Source organism: Thalassotalea insulae, from assembly GCF_030161395.1.
Lineage (GTDB): Bacteria > Pseudomonadota > Gammaproteobacteria > Enterobacterales > Alteromonadaceae > Thalassotalea_E > Thalassotalea_E insulae.
Genome location: NZ_BSST01000001.1, coordinates 3,066,926 through 3,083,344 on the forward strand (window position 1 = coordinate 3,066,926; position 16,419 = coordinate 3,083,344).

Consider the following 16,419-nt stretch of genomic DNA (forward strand, 5'->3'; position numbering starts at 1 on the left):
TCTTGTTTATCATCGCACAAGCAAATTCTAATTTCATTATTTAGTCGCAAACACAGAAATAATAGTAGGCGATTTAGTGAAGATAGAGACGTTAGAGTTAATGAATCTTAGGGAAGTTAATGGTTTCGGTTCGAAAATCTCACCAAATGACACAGACAAGTTTTGCTCATTGGCTTAAGACATTGGAAATTGACGAGAGCAAACGGCAGCTACTAGAGCAAATCTGGCAGTCAGCAGAAGCTGACTTTGAGATTGAGCAGGAGTGTCAGACCAAATCGCTAGAGATGGTTGAAATTCTAGCGAGTTTAAATCTTGATAAAGATTCACTGGCTGCGGCATTTTTAATTCCGTTAATTGAGTATCAGCACCTGACACTGGAAGATGTTGAAGAGAAATATTCTAAAGACATCTTATTACTGTGCCAGGGAGTGGGTCAGATGGATGCTATTAAAACCTTACAGCAAGGCCAGCGTAGCAAAGTCTCAGAAAATCAGGTAGATAATATCCGTCGTATGCTATTGGCTATGGTGGAGGATGTTCGTTCAGTGGTGATCAAACTGGCCGAACGCTTATGCTATTTGCGGATAGTGAAAAATGCCGATGAAGAAACCCGGGTACTGGCGGCAAAAGAAACCAGCAATATTTACGCGCCGCTTGCTAATCGTCTTGGTATTGGTCAGCTAAAATGGGAGCTGGAAGATATCGCGTTTCGTTATCTTCATCCAGATGTTTATAAAAGTATCGCTAAGCAATTGGACGAAAAACGTTTGGACCGCGAACAGTACATGGTTGATTTCGTAGACAACTTATCGAAGCAACTAGATGCCGCTAATATCAGTGGTGAAGTCTATGGCCGACCTAAACATATTTATAGTATTTGGAAAAAAATGCAGCAAAAATCGCTGGATTTTGAGCAGTTATTTGATGTCAGGGCAGTGCGCATTGTTGTTGATAAACTACAAGATTGCTACGGCGCATTAGGCATAGTACATACCAGTTGGAAGCATTTAGCAAATGAGTTCGATGATTATGTCGCCACGCCTAAAGCTAATGGCTATCAATCGATTCATACTGTGGTGGTTGGGCCTGAGGGCAAGACGGTTGAAATTCAAATCAGAACTAAACAAATGCATGAAGATGCTGAGCTAGGGGTCGCTGCTCATTGGCGCTATAAAGAAGGCTCTGCGCACGGTAAGACCAGTGGCTTTGACGAAAAAATTAGCTGGCTGCGCAAAATTTTACAATGGCAGGAAGATGTCAGTGAAAGCGGCGAGATTGTCGATGAGTTACGTAGTCAGGTATTTGAAGACCGTATTTATGTCTTTACCCCTAATGGTGATGTCATCGATTTACCGAGCGGTGCGACCCCGCTGGATTTTGCTTACTATATCCATTCCAATGTCGGCCACTGTTGTATCGGTGCGAAAGTATTTGGTCGAATTGTACCTTTTACCTATAAATTGCAAACTGGCGATCAGGTCGAGATTTTGACGACTAAAACGCCGAATCCGAGTCGGGACTGGCTTAATCCCAATTTACATTATATTCATACGCCACGAGCGCGAGCGAAAGTTCAGCACTTTTTTAAACAGCTGGACAGAGATAAACATATTACGCTTGGAAAAGAGCAATTAGAGCAAGAGCTGGCTAAGCTCTCACTAGAAAAAGTCGATTTATTGGCCGCTACAGCGCGTTATAATGTTAATAATATTGACGATTTATATGCCGCTATTGGTTCGGGTAATGCAAGATTACAGCAAGTCGTCAATTATCTGCAGCTATTGGATGATAAAACCAAACCGCCAAGTGATATCGATCCTCAAAGCTTGGTGAAATCTCCCAGTTCACAACATAAAACCGCCGTTGATAATAATGGTATTACTGTCTCAGGTGTAGGTAACTTATTGACACATATGGCGAAATGCTGCCATCCAGTCCCTGGTGATGACATTCTCGGCTTTATTACTCAAGGACGGGGAATATCCGTTCATCGGCGCGATTGCGAACAATTGGGCCATTCGCTGCATCAACACCCTGAACGGGAAGTGGAAGTGCAGTGGGGGGAGCAAGGTAATCAAGGCTATCGAGTGTCGATTCAAATTCTCGCGGTTGACCGTCAGGGCTTAGTTCGTGATGTATCCACTATAGTGGCGAATGAAAGGGTGAGTATTTTTGGTATGGAAAGTCACTGTGATCCTGGTAGACAAACTGTGGTGATGTCACTGAAAATCGAAATAGCCAATAACGATATGCTTACCCGTTTAATCGCCAAATTACAGCAACTTGATGATGTTGTTGAAGTTAAGCGTAGCTAAATTTGTGACCTTAGACTGTAAAAATTAAAGTGAAAATAAGATGTTAAATGATAAACCTTCTATTGAGAAGTTACGCTGGATCATGGCTCAGCTTCGTGATCCTGCTATCGGTTGCCCGTGGGATTTAAAACAAGATTTCGCCACTATTGTGCCTCATACCATAGAAGAAGCATATGAAGTCGCGGATGCAATTGAACAGGCGTTGAGTTCTGGAGACTTTAGTGAGTTAGAAAAAGAATTAGGTGATTTATTATTTCAGGTAATTTTTTATAGTCAGCTTGGACAAGAGCGGCAAGAGTTTGATTTTGATTCTGTGGTTGCTGCGGTTTGTGAAAAGTTGATTCGCCGGCACCCGCATGTGTTTGCTGATAAGTCATTAGCAACAGATGCTGAAATCAAAGCTAACTGGGAAAATGAAAAAGCAAAAGAGCGTCAGGCAAAAAATAATGACCAGCCGCTTAGTATTTTGGCAGATATTCCGAATAGTTTACCGGCGCTCTCCCGAGCAGCAAAAATACAAAAACGATGTGCGCATGTTGGCTTTGATTGGCACTCTATCGATGATGTTTTTGCGAAAGTGCAGGAAGAAGTGACAGAAGTTGAACATGAATTGCACGATAATCCACAAGCATTGGCAGAAGAGTTAGGCGATTTGATGTTTGCCGTGGTGAATTTGTGTCGTCACGCAAAACAAGATCCTGAACAGCTATTACGTCAGGCAAATACTAAGTTTACTAAACGTTTTCAGCAAGTAGAACAACAAGTATCTGCCGCTAACAAAGCTTTTACAGAGCACACGCTAGATGAATTGGAAGCATACTGGCAAGTAGCGAAGAAAGAGGAATACTAAGATGGATATCCCGGTACTGAGTGATTGCTTATTAGAGCTAGACAAGCAAATAGCCAGGTTAACTTTTAATCGTCATGATGTACGTAATGCCTTAACCGGTACCGCGATTACCGATGATATAGTTAAAACGGTCAACTGGATCAATAAAAAGCAAGATATTGCGGTGTTGATTATTACCGGCGAGGGTTCGGCATTTTCGGCTGGCGGTAATATTAAAGATATGGCGCAGCGTAGCGGAGATTTTTCAGGCGATGTTGCTGAGTTAGCATACAGATATCGACTGGGTATTCAACGAATTCCGCTGGCGTTACATCAATGTGAAGTACCTGTGATTGCTGCGGTTAATGGCCCTGCGATAGGGGCGGGGTTTGATGTCGCTAATATGTGTGATCTGAGGATAGCTTCAACAAAGGCTAAATTTGGTGAGACTTTTGCTAATCTTGGCTTGATCCCCGGTGATGGTGGTGCCTGGTTTATGCAGCGCAATATTGGTTATCAACAAGCAGCGGCATTAACTTTTACCGGGCGGGTGATAGATGCAGATGAAGCACTGAAACTTGGTGTGGTATTGGAAGTCGTAGAGCCAGAGCTATTACAACAACATTGCTTAACGTTAGCGACTGAAATGGCATCAAAGCCAACCGCATCATTAAGATTAACTAAACGTTTAATGAAGATAGCACAGCGTACGCAATTACCGGACTTTTTGGATATCTGTGCTGTATTTCAGGGCATGTGTCATAACAATCCAGAACATTTAACGGCGGTTAATCAAATGCTTGATAAATTAGCGAAGTAGTTAATTTAAGTCGTATAAGTAAGTTATTTCTTATTGGTTTGACCAGTTGACAAAAAAAGGTGTTCACAGTTTAATGGGACTTTACTAATAAAAATAAGAAAGGCCTGCTGTGTTACATCATCTTGTCATTGCTATTCGCCGCTATCTTAATCAGCTGATCACTATTCCTTTTCCTCAACTGATATCCGGTGAAGGTCAATTATCTGCGGTCACCGATGCACTTCAACAGGCTAACCGGAAAAAAGTGCTGATTGTTAGTGATAAAGAATTGTCTAGGCTTGGTTTCACTTCGCAGTTAAGTGAAATAGTAGCGCATGCGGCGATTGAGTTTTATATTTTTGATGATGTCACACCAGATCCCTCAATAGAAACTGTGGCTCAGGGAGCGCAATGTTATCAAGAGCAGCAATGTGATAGTGTGATTGCGCTTGGTGGTGGTTCCGTGATTGATTGTGCTAAGGCAATTGCTGCCAGTGTCGTGAAAAATAAACCGATTAAAGCATTAGCTGGTTTATTTAAAATACGTAAGCCATTGCCGCTTTTTATTGCGGTGCCAACTACCGCAGGCACTGGTTCTGAAGGTACCTTAGTCGCGGTGATAAGTGATAAAGAGCAACAAAAAAAATTTACTGTCGTCGATCCTTGTTTGGTGCCAAAAATAGCAATTTTAGATCCGTTATTAATGCTCGGTTTGCCAGCATATATCACCGCACATACCGGTATTGATGCTCTTACTCATGCGATTGAGTCTTATATTGGTCGCCATAGTAATAGCTTAACGAAAGATTATAGTGTTGGCGCGATCAAACGAATATTTGAATATTTACCACTTGCTTTTACTCAAGGAAATAATGTTAAAGCGCGTAGTGAAATGGCGTTAGCTAGCTACTATGCAGGACTTGCTTTTACTCGAACTTCTGTCGGCTATGTGCATGCCATTGCCCATCAGTTAGGGGCTATTTACCATATACCTCATGGGCTGGCAAATGCCGTTGTATTAACTCATGTACTTGATTTTTCTTTCGACAAGGCATATCCGGCGTATGCGGACATTGCTTATCAAACAGGACTTGCTAATAAAACAGATGATAGCAAGCAAGCGGCAATGGCATTTGTTGAAAAAGTAACATCACTGGCTAAGCAACTTAACATTCCTGAAACTTTCCAAGAACTTAAGGCCGAGGATATTGATGATATCGCGCAACGGGCAATTAAAGAAGCGTATTGTGATTATCCGGTGCCTAAAGTCATGTCGGTTAACCAATGCCGAATAATACTAGAAAAACTGCTCCCGTAAATTAAGTTGGTTACCCCCCCATATAGTAAGTTAAAACAACTCTCGAATAGTTAAATTATTGCTCCTAGGAGAGCAATGTTATGGTATTTATCTTGCTCTATTGCTAAGTATTATAAATAGTAAATAAGTTATAGTGCGCAAGCTTTACATCGGTTGATAGATAAACACGCTATTATAAAGAAAATATCAATGTTGGCTGGCTAACTGGCCAAGGAACTAAGGATTTTCATGAATCAGAAAGCTATTGCAATACTTGGTGACTATAAAGAATTTTATACATTACAGGCCCAACGGTTACAAAAACTTGGTATTGATATAGAAGGTTTAGCGGTCAGTCATTTGGCTTTTCGTACTGAGACGCTTGCTGAATACTTGGTTGTCCGCAAGAAACTTGAAACCATATGTTCAGCTAATGTTGAAAATACTTGGAATGGCAGACCGATATCAAAGCTTCTTTTAAAAGAGCCATTACAGTTATCTCAAAAGGCTACAACTTCTTTGATAGAACTTATTCCACCAGTTCATCAATGCGTCTATAAAATGGGCTTGGAACATTTAGGGATTGTTATAGGAGCAACTTTTGCAGAGTTTGGGAGATTGCATTGTGATAAGTTTTCGGGACAACAAGAGCAAAGTGAATTTTGTCAGCCGTACTTTATAACGTTTCCAGACCATACCAATGTAAAATTTTACCGATATTCATTACAGAAGGTATGTGTGCTGGAAGGAAAACATTTCGATGATTTTTATCATGAAATTAATTAAAACATCATAGCTTTTTAGAATACTTGCCAGATAAATGGGCATCCCAAAAATCTATTCAGAACATTGCCAAGCAAGGCTAATTAGATATTTCTTTGAGGGGGACGTTGAATCATCGACGCGGGCTTTTGACACCGAGGTTGTTTTATTACCAAACTCAGTAAATTGAATAACTAACAGCCAAACTTGATAAAGTGTTGCAATCAAATTTGGCTGTTTCAATTAACACTATTAGGATAGATTAATGTTGCTATTAATTTATCTTTATCCGACGTTTTTCCTGTTCTTGCTCAACCACTTTGGGGGCGCTGAGTTTAAGCAGACCATCTTCAAATTTTGCATCAATGTCTTGAGCGCTGACATTGTTACCAACAGTAAAACTTCTACTGAAAAAGCCGGTGCGACGTTCTCTGCGGATAACTTTGTCTTTTTCAGATTTAGTTTCTTCATTGGTTTTCGCTTCGATGGTGAGAACGCCATCGTGCAATTGCACAGAAACATCATCTTTTTTAACTCCAGGTAGTTCGGCGAGAATTTCGTAATGATCTTCCTTGTCGGTTATATCGACTCTTGGCGCAAAAAAGCTTTTTTCATCGCTTTTATGCTTATTGCTTAGGAAGTTATCAAAGAAATTATCCATATCGAACCATTGTTCACGAGGTAATAAGCTCATCATTTGCTCCTTAACTTTATTTGGATCACGCTATTAATATAAGGTTAAAATTTAATCATTAAAGTCTATTTTCCAATTAAAATAACGAATATTGATCCAGATTAATAAATGAACTATTTTGTAAAAGTAGGTCAGTTTCTGGAATGAAATTTGACGCAAATTTTGTAAGAGCAAACAACAAAAAAGCACGCTAAATTAGCGTGCTTTAAGTTATCTTAATTATTGAGGTCTAAATTAATCTTGCGGTAGTTCCGCATTATGATAAACGTTTTGTACGTCTTCACAGTCATCGAGCATTGCTAAAAACTTTTCAAAGTTTGCAATGTCATCTTCATTGGTTATTTCAGTATAAGTTTGCGGTACCCAAGTAATTTCTTCTACTTCCAAATCATACTCTGGCATGCTCTCGGTAAACGCAGTTTTAATTTTGAAAAATTCGGTATGTGGTGCATGGACAGTAATGATTCCGTCTTCCAGCTCTACATCGGTGACGTCAATATCTGCCATCATCAGGTTTTCTAATACCGTTTCGTCGTCTTCGCCTTTAAATGCAAAAACTGCTTGATGATCAAACATATGCGATACCGTACCCGTGGAACCAATTTTTGAATTGGTTTTAGTAAAGCATTGACGGACATCTTTAATGGTGCGGTTGTTGTTATCGGTTAAACAATCGATGATCACCATACAGTTACCTGGACCAAAACCTTCATAACGCGCCTCGGCATAATCTTCACCGCCCGTACCTTTAGCTTTTTCAATCGCTTTTTCAATAACGTGGCTTGGAACCTGATCTTTCTTCGCTTTTTCTATGGTGCGGCGCAGCGTTAAGTTACCGTCAGGGTCAACACCACCATTTTTCGCGATCACATAAATTTCTTTACCGTATTTAGAGTAAAGTTTGGTTTTTTGGCCCGCAGTTTTGGCCATGGATAATTTACGGTTTTGGTAAGCTCTGCCCATCTTTTTTGATCTCGTATCTTGTTTAAAACAAACTGGCAGAATTCTAACAGCCTATCGTCAGGCTTTCTAGGGGCGAGGTGTTTTTATTGGTGAAAATTACCGCTGGCAGAGTTGAAGAGTGTAACGATAAAAAAAGGCGATAAGTGAGAATGTGCTTATCGCCATAATCAATAAGGAGTGCTCATCTTAAGTTACCTTATGCTGTCGATGTGTGCCCAAGGTGGATAATTGATAATGCTCCATATTCCATTGCGAGGTACTTAAGTGTTTAAGCTGATACAAAAACAGATAATATTGAGATACGGTTGTTATGATAATGTTCATAATTCCCTCTAGTCTGCTAAGCTTTCAACGCTATTGTCAGGTGAGTCAATCACGCGGATTGCTTTTTTGAAATACCTGATATTGTCGATAACGATCTTATTACTTGATAAGGCTTTTGCCGTAGAGAAATCTTCATAGGCACTTAAGTTATCGTCATTTAAAAATCGGGCAATACCACGGTTGCTATAGGCCAGCGCTTTTAATTCTTTACCTTTTCTTCCTCGGGCTGCGTTGGAAGAAAGTGCAGATATTGCGCTAGTGCATGAACTTTCGGCAGCGGCTAATTTATAGGTTTTTATATGAGCGACACAGTACCCCATTAATCGTGCAAAACGATCGCTTGAAACTTTACTTGATAAATCTGTGAGTCCTTGATGGTAGTTGCCGGCAATTAAATTTTCGCTCCCAACAGCATCTTGGATCACCGCGACGGTAAAGTTTTCATTGTTGGTGTTCGCTATTGCTGAGCTAGTGCAAAGTAATATGGTAGCGGGTAAGAAATTACTAAACAGTGAACTTATTTTTGAGCGTGTTTTTGAACTTGGCTTCATGGTGTTTTCCTTAATTAATCCGTTGAAAGAAACGTCAACTCAATTGACGTTTATCACTTTAAAAAAACACTGTTATGCTGACAAACGATTAAAATACACCTATAAAGTGAAATTTTTTCATTTATAGTGCAAAGCTTTGCTTAACCCAGTTTGAAAAGGTTTGTAGTGGACTGTTGAGTTCAATGTGTTCATGCTGGATGAGATAATATTTATCTTTGGTGACTAATTCATGGTCAAAGAGCTTAACCAGCAGCTGTTCACTGAACCAGGCTTTGCTCATTGGTAAAGGCACTAAGGCGATCCCCATGCCTTGTTGAGCGGCCCGGGCAACGCCGAACATGCTGTCAAATTGAATGATCTGTTTTGGATCAAAATCATCAATATCAATGCGGTCGGCCCATTGATGCCATGACCAGGGACGGGCTTGATGTAAAATTAAGGGCACATGTTTTAATGCTTCGTAGCCTGCGCTGGCCCATTTTTTATAAAGTTTCTTATTACAAGCCGGTGCATAACGGATCGGAAATAACTCATGGACAACGGCGGCATTGGGCTGACCATTGGCTAGTACGATTGACAGGTCTGCTGTGGTGGCAGGTTCGCTTGCTGATTTCACTGTTTCCAGCTGCAAGTTAATTTCAGGATTAAGTGAGGTCCACTCGCTCAGCTTAGGAACAAAAAGTTCACTGGCGAAAAACTCCGGCATACTTATGATAATAGTTTGATTTTGCTGACTTTGGGTAAAATCAGCAATGGTGGATTCTAACTCGGTTATAATAGGTTTTACTGCGTTGTAAAACTGTTTACCAGCACTGGTTAAGGCGATGGCACGGGTCTGCCGTTGAAATAACTCGAAACCTAATTGCTGCTCTAGTTGCTTAATTTGGTGACTGACAGCCGATGGGGTTAAAAATAATTGTGATGCCGCATGTTTAAAGCTTAAACATTTGGCTGCAATACAAAAGGAGCGTAGTCCTCTAATTGGTGTTTGAATGGCCATATAAAAATAAATGTTGTTATCCCATCAGTGCATGAGCAAGTGCTAAGCCAGTTAGTTATATTTTATAACACTATGATATTTAATGATTAAAAATAGCACCTATGACTTATTTTAATCTGTGCGCACTAACTTGGTGCAAGAGGTTGACAGAAAAAGGTAATAAGCAGGATAAAAAAAAGGCGCTAAAACTAGCGCCTTAAGTTAAACAATATTAACGAATAGAAATCTGGGGAGATTTCGAAAACAAGTTCATCATAATTTGATGAACTTAATATGACAAACGAGATAAAATAATGCGATGGTTGAGAAATATTCACTTATTAACTTTAGGTTTGTATAATAAATTGCGATGACTAATAAAAAAGTAATAGTGATTGTCAGTGATATCTTTGGTTCTACGCCAGCACTGAATGAGTTTGCTTTGGCCATAGCAGATGGGCAGCAGTCGATCATCATTGAACCTTATCAAGGACAACAAATGATCTTTAGCTGCGAACAATCAGCATATCAATATTTCACTGAGCATGTTGGCCTGGAAAATTATGTGATTGAGGCTAAGCGTCAGTTGAGCCGTTTATCTGATGTCGATGTGGTGATTGGTTTTAGTATAGGTGGTTCAGTGCTCTGGCAATTGTCGGCACAAGCTCCTCAGCTATTATCGTCAGATTTGAATATGGCGTTTTATGCGAGCCAAATACGAAATATGACGGAGCTGAAACCCCAAGTGCCGATTGAATTGATCATGCCGAAAAGTGAAACACATTTTGATGTTGCGGCATTAGCCAAAAAGCTTGTCACATACCCTAAGGTTAAAGTACGACATACCAGCTATTTACATGGTTTTATTAATCGATGCTCTGATAATTTTTCGCTTCAGGGCTATCAGCAGTTTTGCCAGCAATTAAAGCCCCTAGTTACTAAATAATCGTACTAAAGGCTGAGCATGGGTAAAGGTTTAATCGTTATCGATCAAACCTTTTAGTCCTTTTTTAGCAAAGCTTGGCAATGCAAATGCCGCACTATGTAATTGCTGATTGTAATAGTCAAACTCTAAGCCACTGTCACTAACCCGCTGCGCTTGAAAATCGTTTATCGGATGATAGCGTTTACTGGCAAAGGTAAAGCTCCAGAGCCCACCGGGATAGGTGAGATTACTGAAACTATATAAATAGCTTTGAGGAAAGACCTTATTTAGTACTTTTAACAGTGACTGTTGAATATCCATGGCGTACCAGGACGATTCTCCCTGAGAGACAACAATACCGTCTTCTGTTAGGCAGTTAAAAACATCTTGATAAAACTCTTCGCCAAATAAGGGTTGAGCCGGCCCGATTGGATCCGTGCTGTCAACGATAATGACATCAAATTTTTCGGTAGTTTCTTTAACAAATTTTACGCCATCGCCAATGATTAAGTTTACTTTAGGGTTCTCTAATTCTTTGGCGGTTTGTGGAATATGCTGCTTACAGGCGTCAACTACCATGGCATCGATTTCCACCATGGTACATTGTACAACACTGCTATGGCGGATCACTTCTCGTGCGGTACCGCCATCGCCACCACCAATGACTAACACGTTTTTGGGGTTAGGATGAACAAATAACGGCACATGGGCGATCATGTCGTGATAAGCAAATTCATCTCGTTCGGTTACCATGACTAAACCATCATTGAGTAACATCTTACCGTGACCTTTAGTTTCTACTACATCGACGGTTTGAAATTCACTTTTACCCGAAAATAGGACATTTTCTACTTTAAAGCGCAGACCAAGAAAATCAGAAAATTTTTCTTCTAGCCATAGATCAGAGTGCATGATTCTCTCCTGTTATATCGAGTATTGCTGGCTTGTTAAAGCTTAACTGGGGTTTAATAAAGTTAGCGAAACAGACAAAGTAACCGTTAGTTAAGGTCTCTTTGACAAGTGACTTACTGACATAATTAGCAGGAATAATCTCTGGTATCTTTTCAACAAAATCAAATTCGTTGAAGGTTAATAAGTCAAATGATGCTGGTTGCAAAATAGCTAATATTGTTGGGGCCAGTTCAATTAAATTGAGATTGGACTCAAAACTGACATAACTACTGCCTTCTTGTGGCGTAACATGAATGGTTAAGTATTTCTCTTGTTTAATGGCATTTAATGAATAGCCATAAGGCTGAAAGACAAAATCATCAATGATAAAGTCTGGCAAGAGCTGTTCTATATTTAAGAATTGGCGAATGGTCGCAGCTGATAAACCCGGTGTGGTTAAGGTTTTTGATGCTTGTTCACTGATTTGATAGGCCAGTAATTCGTAAGTTTTATCTTCTTGAGCTGCGATAAACTGGTTCTTCTGATGAAACACAAAATTATGGTGGGCATCCATTTCACCAAAGCGATAGGCCCAGCCATCGATATATTTCGCTAATAGCTGAATATCATCACCAAAACAGCTTGGTTGCTCGTGAGAGAAATATTCATTTTTACGTTGATAGATGACTTGCTTAATATGCTGGTGAGGAATATTTTTTAATAAATGCTCAACAGAATTAACTAAATGGGTCACCCCGCAAGTTAAAATTAACAATCGGTCATGCCAAACGAATAAACTGGACTCGGATAGTAAAAAAGCTTTGCATTGGTCATTACTGATGCTCGATAAAATCTGTGCATTACAGCAACTGACCAATTGTTGCCAAAACGTATCATCAAAATCAGAAAGTAGTGATAACTTGTTGCTATCAATAACTATTTCTGCTTTTTTTTCAGAACCTTCAAAGTACAAGCGCGTATCCTCTTATAATGCCTGTATAGGGACCCTACATTAAATCGGCGGCTATTGTACGAATAAAAAACAGAAATACAATCTTTATTCGTTATGCTGGGGTTAACGGGGTTTATTTCTATTTATGCGCAAAATTACCATATTTCCTGCGCGTTATAATCAAAAATTACTATACTTTATAAGCTTTTTTTGCATAATTGCCAAAATTTTTAAGTGATTAACTTTGTGAAAAAATTAAAAGACGTTAATGTTGAATTGGTTGCGCCAGAATGTCGCTATGAATGTGCTCAGCACGCGTATGGTATTTATGAAAATACTACCCATATCATAGGTTTTGGATTTGATGGCACAGCTTGTTTTCGCAAAGGCACCTTTGCTGGACCGGATGCTTTGCGAGCAGTCTCTGATGGCATAGAATCTTACTCCCCTTATTTAGATGCAGACATTGAAGAGATTCAGTTTGTTGATTTAGGTAACCTCTCTATTGATATTAACCATGTTTGTGATGATCAACATCAGTTGATTGAGCAGCAATGGCAGCAGGCAACTAATGATTATTTTACCTTGTTTGCTGATGTCGATTTTGTCAAAACTGGGGTGAAAACGCTAATGTTGGGGGGGGAGCATTCGGTTTCGTATGCCCCGATAAAAACTTATTTAGCGCAATATCCGGATCTGGTGGTGATTCATTTAGATGCACATGCCGATTTACGAGATGGTTATTTAGGCTTTCATTATTCTCATGCTGCCATTATCCGACGCATTGTTGAACACTTTGGTAAACAGCATCAATTGATTCAGTATGGTATTCGTTCCGGCACTAAGGAGGAATATCAGTGGATGCACTCACATCAAACCCTGTATCAATCTCGTGCCAGCTTTTTGTCGGCTATTGCCGATATTGATAATCAACGGCCGATTTATCTAACCTTAGATCTGGATTATTTTGACCCGAGTTTTTTCCCCGGCACCGGTACACCTGAACCTGGCGGTGAAGATTTTCATTCTTTTATCAGTTTATGCAAGCTGTTAAAAGAGAAAAATTTTGTTGGTTGCGATGTAGTAGAACTGTCGCCGGAAATCGATCCTACCGGTAATAGCGACGTGTTTGCTACCAAAGTCGTGCGTGAACTACTCATTTGTTTAAATACCTGAGATAAAAAAGTTGAATAAAACAGATAACAAACTAAAGCAAGCCCCGTCCACGGCTTGGTCAATCGAAGATGCAGAAAATGTTTATCGAGTTAAACGTTGGGGCAATGGCTATTTTGATATTGGTGACAATGGCAATATTCAGGTGATTCCTCGCTATGATCAACCGGGGGTTAAAATCGATATGCGGGAGGTGATCGATGAAATGGTGGATTCAGGCATCGAATTTCCTGCGGTTATTCGGTTTCACGATATTTTACGTTCCCAGGTGGAATTATTAAATAAAACCTTTCGTGACACTATAGAAGAAGCGCAATATCAGGGGAAATATCTCGGTGTTTTTCCGGTAAAAGTTAATCAGATGCGTGAAGTTATCGAGGAGATTGTCGATGCCGGTTCACGTTTTAATTATGGTTTAGAAGCTGGTTCCAAGCCTGAGCTGATTGCCGCACTTGCTTATAATACGAATCAAGACTCATTAACTATTCTCAACGGCTATAAAGATGAAGAATATATACGTTTAGCGTTACTAGGGTTAAAAATTAACCGCAAGATAGTGATTGTTATTGAAAAATTCAGTGAACTGAAAAAACTGATTGCGTTAGCTAAGCAGCTCGATGTTCAGCCTTTTATTGGCCTGAGAGTCAAAATGATGGTGAAAGGGCGTGGTAAATGGGAAAGCTCTAGTGGTGAACGGGCTAAGTTTGGTTTGAGCATTGCTGAAATTTTAAATGCTGTGAAGTTACTGGAACAAGAGCATTTAACTGACGCGATTAAGTTATTACATTTTCACATCGGCAGCCAGTTAACAGATATTCGTGCGATTAAAGAAGCAGTGCAGGAAGCGTCTTTTGTTTATAGTCAATTAGTTAAACAAGGTGTGCCATTGGAGTATATCGATGTTGGTGGCGGGTTAGCGGTTGATTATGATGGTTCTCAGTCAACTAATGATTCTTCCTGTAACTATAGTTTAGCGGAATATGTTGCTGATATAGTCTATGGCTTTAAGCAAAACTGTGACTTAGCCTCGGTGCCACATCCTCATATTGTCAGTGAAAGTGGCCGGGCGATGACAGCTCACCATTCTTGTGTAGTAACCAAAGTGATCGGTGAAATTCACCCAAGCGGCACTCAGTTTTCTACCCGTAAAGTGACCGGCGAACACTTTATTGTTACCAATATGCGAGAACTGGAGCAAAATTTTGATGAGACTAATTTTCAGGAAACTTATAACGATAGCGTGCAGTTAAAAGAGCAAGCACTGAATGCCTTTAAACTTGGCATTTTTACTTTAGAAGAATTAGCCAAAGTTGAAACCATCTATTGGCGTTTATTAAATGCAATCGCTGGACATTTGGAGGAATTAACCTTTATTCCTGAAGAGCTGAAAGAAATTCCAGAAATGTTATCGTCGCAGTATCTGGCAAACTTTTCAGTGTTCCAGTCGGCCGCTGACTCTTGGGCGATTGATCAGGTGCTGCCGATAGTGCCGATATCACGGTTAAATGAAAAACCGCAAAAGCTATGCAGTTTAGTGGATATTACCTGTGACAGCGATGGCAAAATTGATAAATTTATTGGTGAAGAAGCTGTTGCCAGCCATATCCCATTACATCAATTGCGCAGTGGTGAAGATTATTTTATCGGCGTGTTTCTAACAGGCGCTTACCAAGATGTGATGGGGGACATGCATAATTTATTTGGCCGGTTAAATGAAGTACATGTGGTTAGTTATGATGATGACCCGAAAGACTTTTATGTTGAAGAGGTGGTAAAAGGTTCATCGGTGGAAAATGTGCTTTCTACCATGCAATACACACCAGCAATGATGGCGCAAATGGTGAAAAAAGAAATCGACCAGCAAATACAACGAGGCTTGATCAAGCCGAGGGAAGGGGTGCAGCTAATCGATTTTTATGAAGACTGTTTGTTGAGTTACACCTATCTAAAATAGGGCCAGAAACGATTAAAACATCGTTTCTGTTGTTGCTTGATGAAAATATTTTGCTAGTACATCGGCGTATTCATCCGGAATAAAGGTTAAATGAGCATTGAACAGTATTTTATTATCGTAAAGACGCTTTAATGTTTGATTAACCTTTTCTATAAATAGCTGCATTTCTGCTGAGTTTGTACACATTAGGCGACCAGCGACAAAAGGCGGTATACCTGCTATTTCATACGATCTTAATGGTGTTTTTATATTTTGTTCGCTAATTTGTTGTGGATAAAGCAGGGTATAATTGACGCGTTCAAACACTAACATATCCACTATTGCTGTTTCATGTGCAGCGCCTCTACGATAGGTTTTGTTTTTATCTGGTAAGTTCGCTAAAAGGTTATCGAGCGCATTGCCATAGGAAATTTTATGTGACAGCAGTAGTTTTTTATCAGGATATTTTTTGAAAAATGCTAATAAATCGAGTGCACCATCAATCAGTAACTCGGGATCATTAATGACTGGAGCGTGAATATTTTGATAAAAGCGTCGACTGAGATAAAGGTTTACTGGCAGACTAAATAAGTATTTACTCGCTCTTAATGGGGTTTTGATACGATCGATCAGGCAGATGTTTTCTCCTTCGTCCATTTGGGTTGTCGAGCGTTGAGTCGTCATATAATTGAAGTTCAGCTTGATGGCTAAGTTAGCAAATAGTAATTGATTCGTTGTTACAGACAGTGCTGAATTATGCGCTTGATTGGTAATACCGAGAAAATCGTTTAAGTTGTCAGTATGGATGTTAACCGTAATTGATTCAGAGCTAGCCGATGCTGCCGGTAAATAAGTTAAGCAGCTAACAGTGGATATGATAATTGCCATTATATTGACTGTAATACACTTCATTATCAGCACTCAAATAATCGTCTAGCTTGATTTAATAATAGCAAAGTGACAGCTGGTTAGCATAGCAGAGCCAATTTAATATATAGCATGTAGCTTTTTCGTAACAGCAAGCTGAGCAGC

Annotated in this window: 16 protein-coding genes; 8 read left to right on the forward strand and 8 right to left on the reverse strand. The window is 39.7% G+C overall.

Annotated features, from left to right (window positions below):
* The first annotated feature begins 119 nt into the window (after positions 1 to 119).
* The 5 genes from relA (at position 120) to QQK06_RS13920 (ending at position 6,026) form a co-directional block, all read left to right on the forward strand.
* Positions 120 to 2,315: a GTP diphosphokinase gene (gene relA, locus QQK06_RS13900; RefSeq protein WP_284245336.1), complete on the forward strand. Its 2,196-nt coding sequence runs from the start codon at positions 120 to 122 to the stop codon at positions 2,313 to 2,315.
* 40 nt (positions 2,316 to 2,355) lie between these two features.
* Complete coding sequence (gene mazG / locus QQK06_RS13905) at positions 2,356 to 3,165, forward strand: nucleoside triphosphate pyrophosphohydrolase (RefSeq protein WP_284245337.1); 810 nt, start codon at positions 2,356 to 2,358, stop codon at positions 3,163 to 3,165.
* A 1-nt stretch (position 3,166) separates the two neighbouring features.
* Positions 3,167 to 3,964, forward strand: a complete 798-nt coding sequence (locus QQK06_RS13910) for an enoyl-CoA hydratase-related protein (protein WP_284245338.1) — start codon at positions 3,167 to 3,169, stop codon at positions 3,962 to 3,964.
* A 109-nt stretch (positions 3,965 to 4,073) separates the two neighbouring features.
* Positions 4,074 to 5,261, forward strand: a complete 1,188-nt coding sequence (locus QQK06_RS13915) for an iron-containing alcohol dehydrogenase (protein WP_284245339.1) — start codon at positions 4,074 to 4,076, stop codon at positions 5,259 to 5,261.
* 228 nt (positions 5,262 to 5,489) lie between these two features.
* Positions 5,490 to 6,026 (forward strand): VOC family protein, encoded by a 537-nt coding sequence (locus QQK06_RS13920; RefSeq protein WP_284245340.1) that lies wholly within the window; start codon positions 5,490 to 5,492, stop codon positions 6,024 to 6,026.
* A 250-nt stretch (positions 6,027 to 6,276) separates the two neighbouring features.
* Here QQK06_RS13920 and QQK06_RS13925 read toward each other — a convergent pair whose 3' ends face one another.
* The 5 genes from QQK06_RS13925 to QQK06_RS13945 form a co-directional block, all read right to left on the reverse strand.
* On the reverse strand, positions 6,277 to 6,699 hold the full coding sequence (locus QQK06_RS13925; RefSeq protein WP_284245341.1) for an Hsp20/alpha crystallin family protein: 423 nt from the start codon (positions 6,697 to 6,699) through the stop codon (positions 6,277 to 6,279).
* 231 nt (positions 6,700 to 6,930) lie between these two features.
* Positions 6,931 to 7,659 carry a YebC/PmpR family DNA-binding transcriptional regulator gene (locus QQK06_RS13930; RefSeq protein WP_284245342.1) on the reverse strand — a complete coding sequence of 243 codons (729 nt, stop codon included), beginning with the start codon at positions 7,657 to 7,659 and terminating at the stop codon, positions 6,931 to 6,933.
* 186 nt (positions 7,660 to 7,845) lie between these two features.
* A complete protein-coding gene (locus QQK06_RS13935) occupies positions 7,846 to 7,983 on the reverse strand; it encodes a hypothetical protein (RefSeq protein ID WP_284245343.1) in 138 nt (45 codons plus the stop codon).
* An 8-nt stretch (positions 7,984 to 7,991) separates the two neighbouring features.
* On the reverse strand, positions 7,992 to 8,534 hold the full coding sequence (locus QQK06_RS13940) for a hypothetical protein (protein WP_284245344.1): 543 nt from the start codon (positions 8,532 to 8,534) through the stop codon (positions 7,992 to 7,994).
* Between the two features lie 121 nt (positions 8,535 to 8,655).
* Positions 8,656 to 9,528, reverse strand: a complete 873-nt coding sequence (locus tag QQK06_RS13945) for a LysR family transcriptional regulator (RefSeq protein WP_284246627.1) — start codon at positions 9,526 to 9,528, stop codon at positions 8,656 to 8,658.
* A gap of 355 nt (positions 9,529 to 9,883) precedes the next feature.
* Between QQK06_RS13945 and QQK06_RS13950 the strand changes: the two genes are divergently transcribed.
* Entirely contained in the window at positions 9,884 to 10,459 is a 576-nt protein-coding gene (locus QQK06_RS13950; protein WP_284245345.1) for a dienelactone hydrolase family protein, read from the forward strand.
* Between the two features lie 30 nt (positions 10,460 to 10,489).
* On the opposite strand, the gene speE is transcribed toward QQK06_RS13950, so the two are convergent.
* Together speE and QQK06_RS13960 are read right to left on the reverse strand one after the other, a co-directional pair.
* Entirely contained in the window at positions 10,490 to 11,350 is an 861-nt protein-coding gene (gene speE, locus QQK06_RS13955) for a polyamine aminopropyltransferase (protein ID WP_284245346.1), read from the reverse strand.
* Positions 11,340 to 12,302, reverse strand: coding sequence for an adenosylmethionine decarboxylase (locus QQK06_RS13960; RefSeq protein ID WP_284245347.1), 963 nt, complete (start codon positions 12,300 to 12,302; stop codon positions 11,340 to 11,342). Before QQK06_RS13960 ends, speE begins: the two co-directional genes overlap by 11 nt.
* 225 nt (positions 12,303 to 12,527) lie before the next feature.
* Between QQK06_RS13960 and speB the strand changes: the two genes are divergently transcribed.
* Positions 12,528 to 13,457: an agmatinase gene (gene speB / locus QQK06_RS13965; RefSeq protein ID WP_284245348.1), complete on the forward strand. Its 930-nt coding sequence runs from the start codon at positions 12,528 to 12,530 to the stop codon at positions 13,455 to 13,457.
* A gap of 10 nt (positions 13,458 to 13,467) precedes the next feature.
* A complete protein-coding gene (gene speA / locus QQK06_RS13970; protein WP_284245349.1) occupies positions 13,468 to 15,408 on the forward strand; it encodes a biosynthetic arginine decarboxylase in 1,941 nt (646 codons plus the stop codon).
* A gap of 12 nt (positions 15,409 to 15,420) precedes the next feature.
* On the opposite strand, the gene QQK06_RS13975 is transcribed toward speA, so the two are convergent.
* Positions 15,421 to 16,275, reverse strand: a complete 855-nt coding sequence (locus QQK06_RS13975) for a hypothetical protein (protein WP_284245350.1) — start codon at positions 16,273 to 16,275, stop codon at positions 15,421 to 15,423.
* Between the last annotated feature and the right edge of the window lie 144 nt (positions 16,276 to 16,419).

Excerpts from the sequence above, each read along its gene's own strand:
- relA (WP_284245336.1), top strand. The coding sequence starts at position 120 with ATGGTTTCGGTTCGAAAATCTCACCAAATGACACAGACAAGTTTTGCT.
- mazG (WP_284245337.1), top strand. The coding sequence starts at position 2,356 with ATGTTAAATGATAAACCTTCTATTGAGAAGTTACGCTGGATCATGGCT.
- QQK06_RS13910 (WP_284245338.1), top strand. The coding sequence starts at position 3,167 with ATGGATATCCCGGTACTGAGTGATTGCTTATTAGAGCTAGACAAGCAA.
- QQK06_RS13920 (WP_284245340.1), top strand. The coding sequence starts at position 5,490 with ATGAATCAGAAAGCTATTGCAATACTTGGTGACTATAAAGAATTTTAT.
- QQK06_RS13925 (WP_284245341.1), bottom strand. The coding sequence starts at position 6,699 with ATGATGAGCTTATTACCTCGTGAACAATGGTTCGATATGGATAATTTC.
- QQK06_RS13930 (WP_284245342.1), bottom strand. The coding sequence starts at position 7,659 with ATGGGCAGAGCTTACCAAAACCGTAAATTATCCATGGCCAAAACTGCG.
- QQK06_RS13935 (WP_284245343.1), bottom strand. The coding sequence starts at position 7,983 with ATGAACATTATCATAACAACCGTATCTCAATATTATCTGTTTTTGTAT.
- QQK06_RS13940 (WP_284245344.1), bottom strand. The coding sequence starts at position 8,534 with ATGAAGCCAAGTTCAAAAACACGCTCAAAAATAAGTTCACTGTTTAGT.
- QQK06_RS13950 (WP_284245345.1), top strand. The coding sequence starts at position 9,884 with ATGACTAATAAAAAAGTAATAGTGATTGTCAGTGATATCTTTGGTTCT.
- speE (WP_284245346.1), bottom strand. The coding sequence starts at position 11,350 with ATGCACTCTGATCTATGGCTAGAAGAAAAATTTTCTGATTTTCTTGGT.
- QQK06_RS13975 (WP_284245350.1), bottom strand. The coding sequence starts at position 16,275 with ATGGCAATTATCATATCCACTGTTAGCTGCTTAACTTATTTACCGGCA.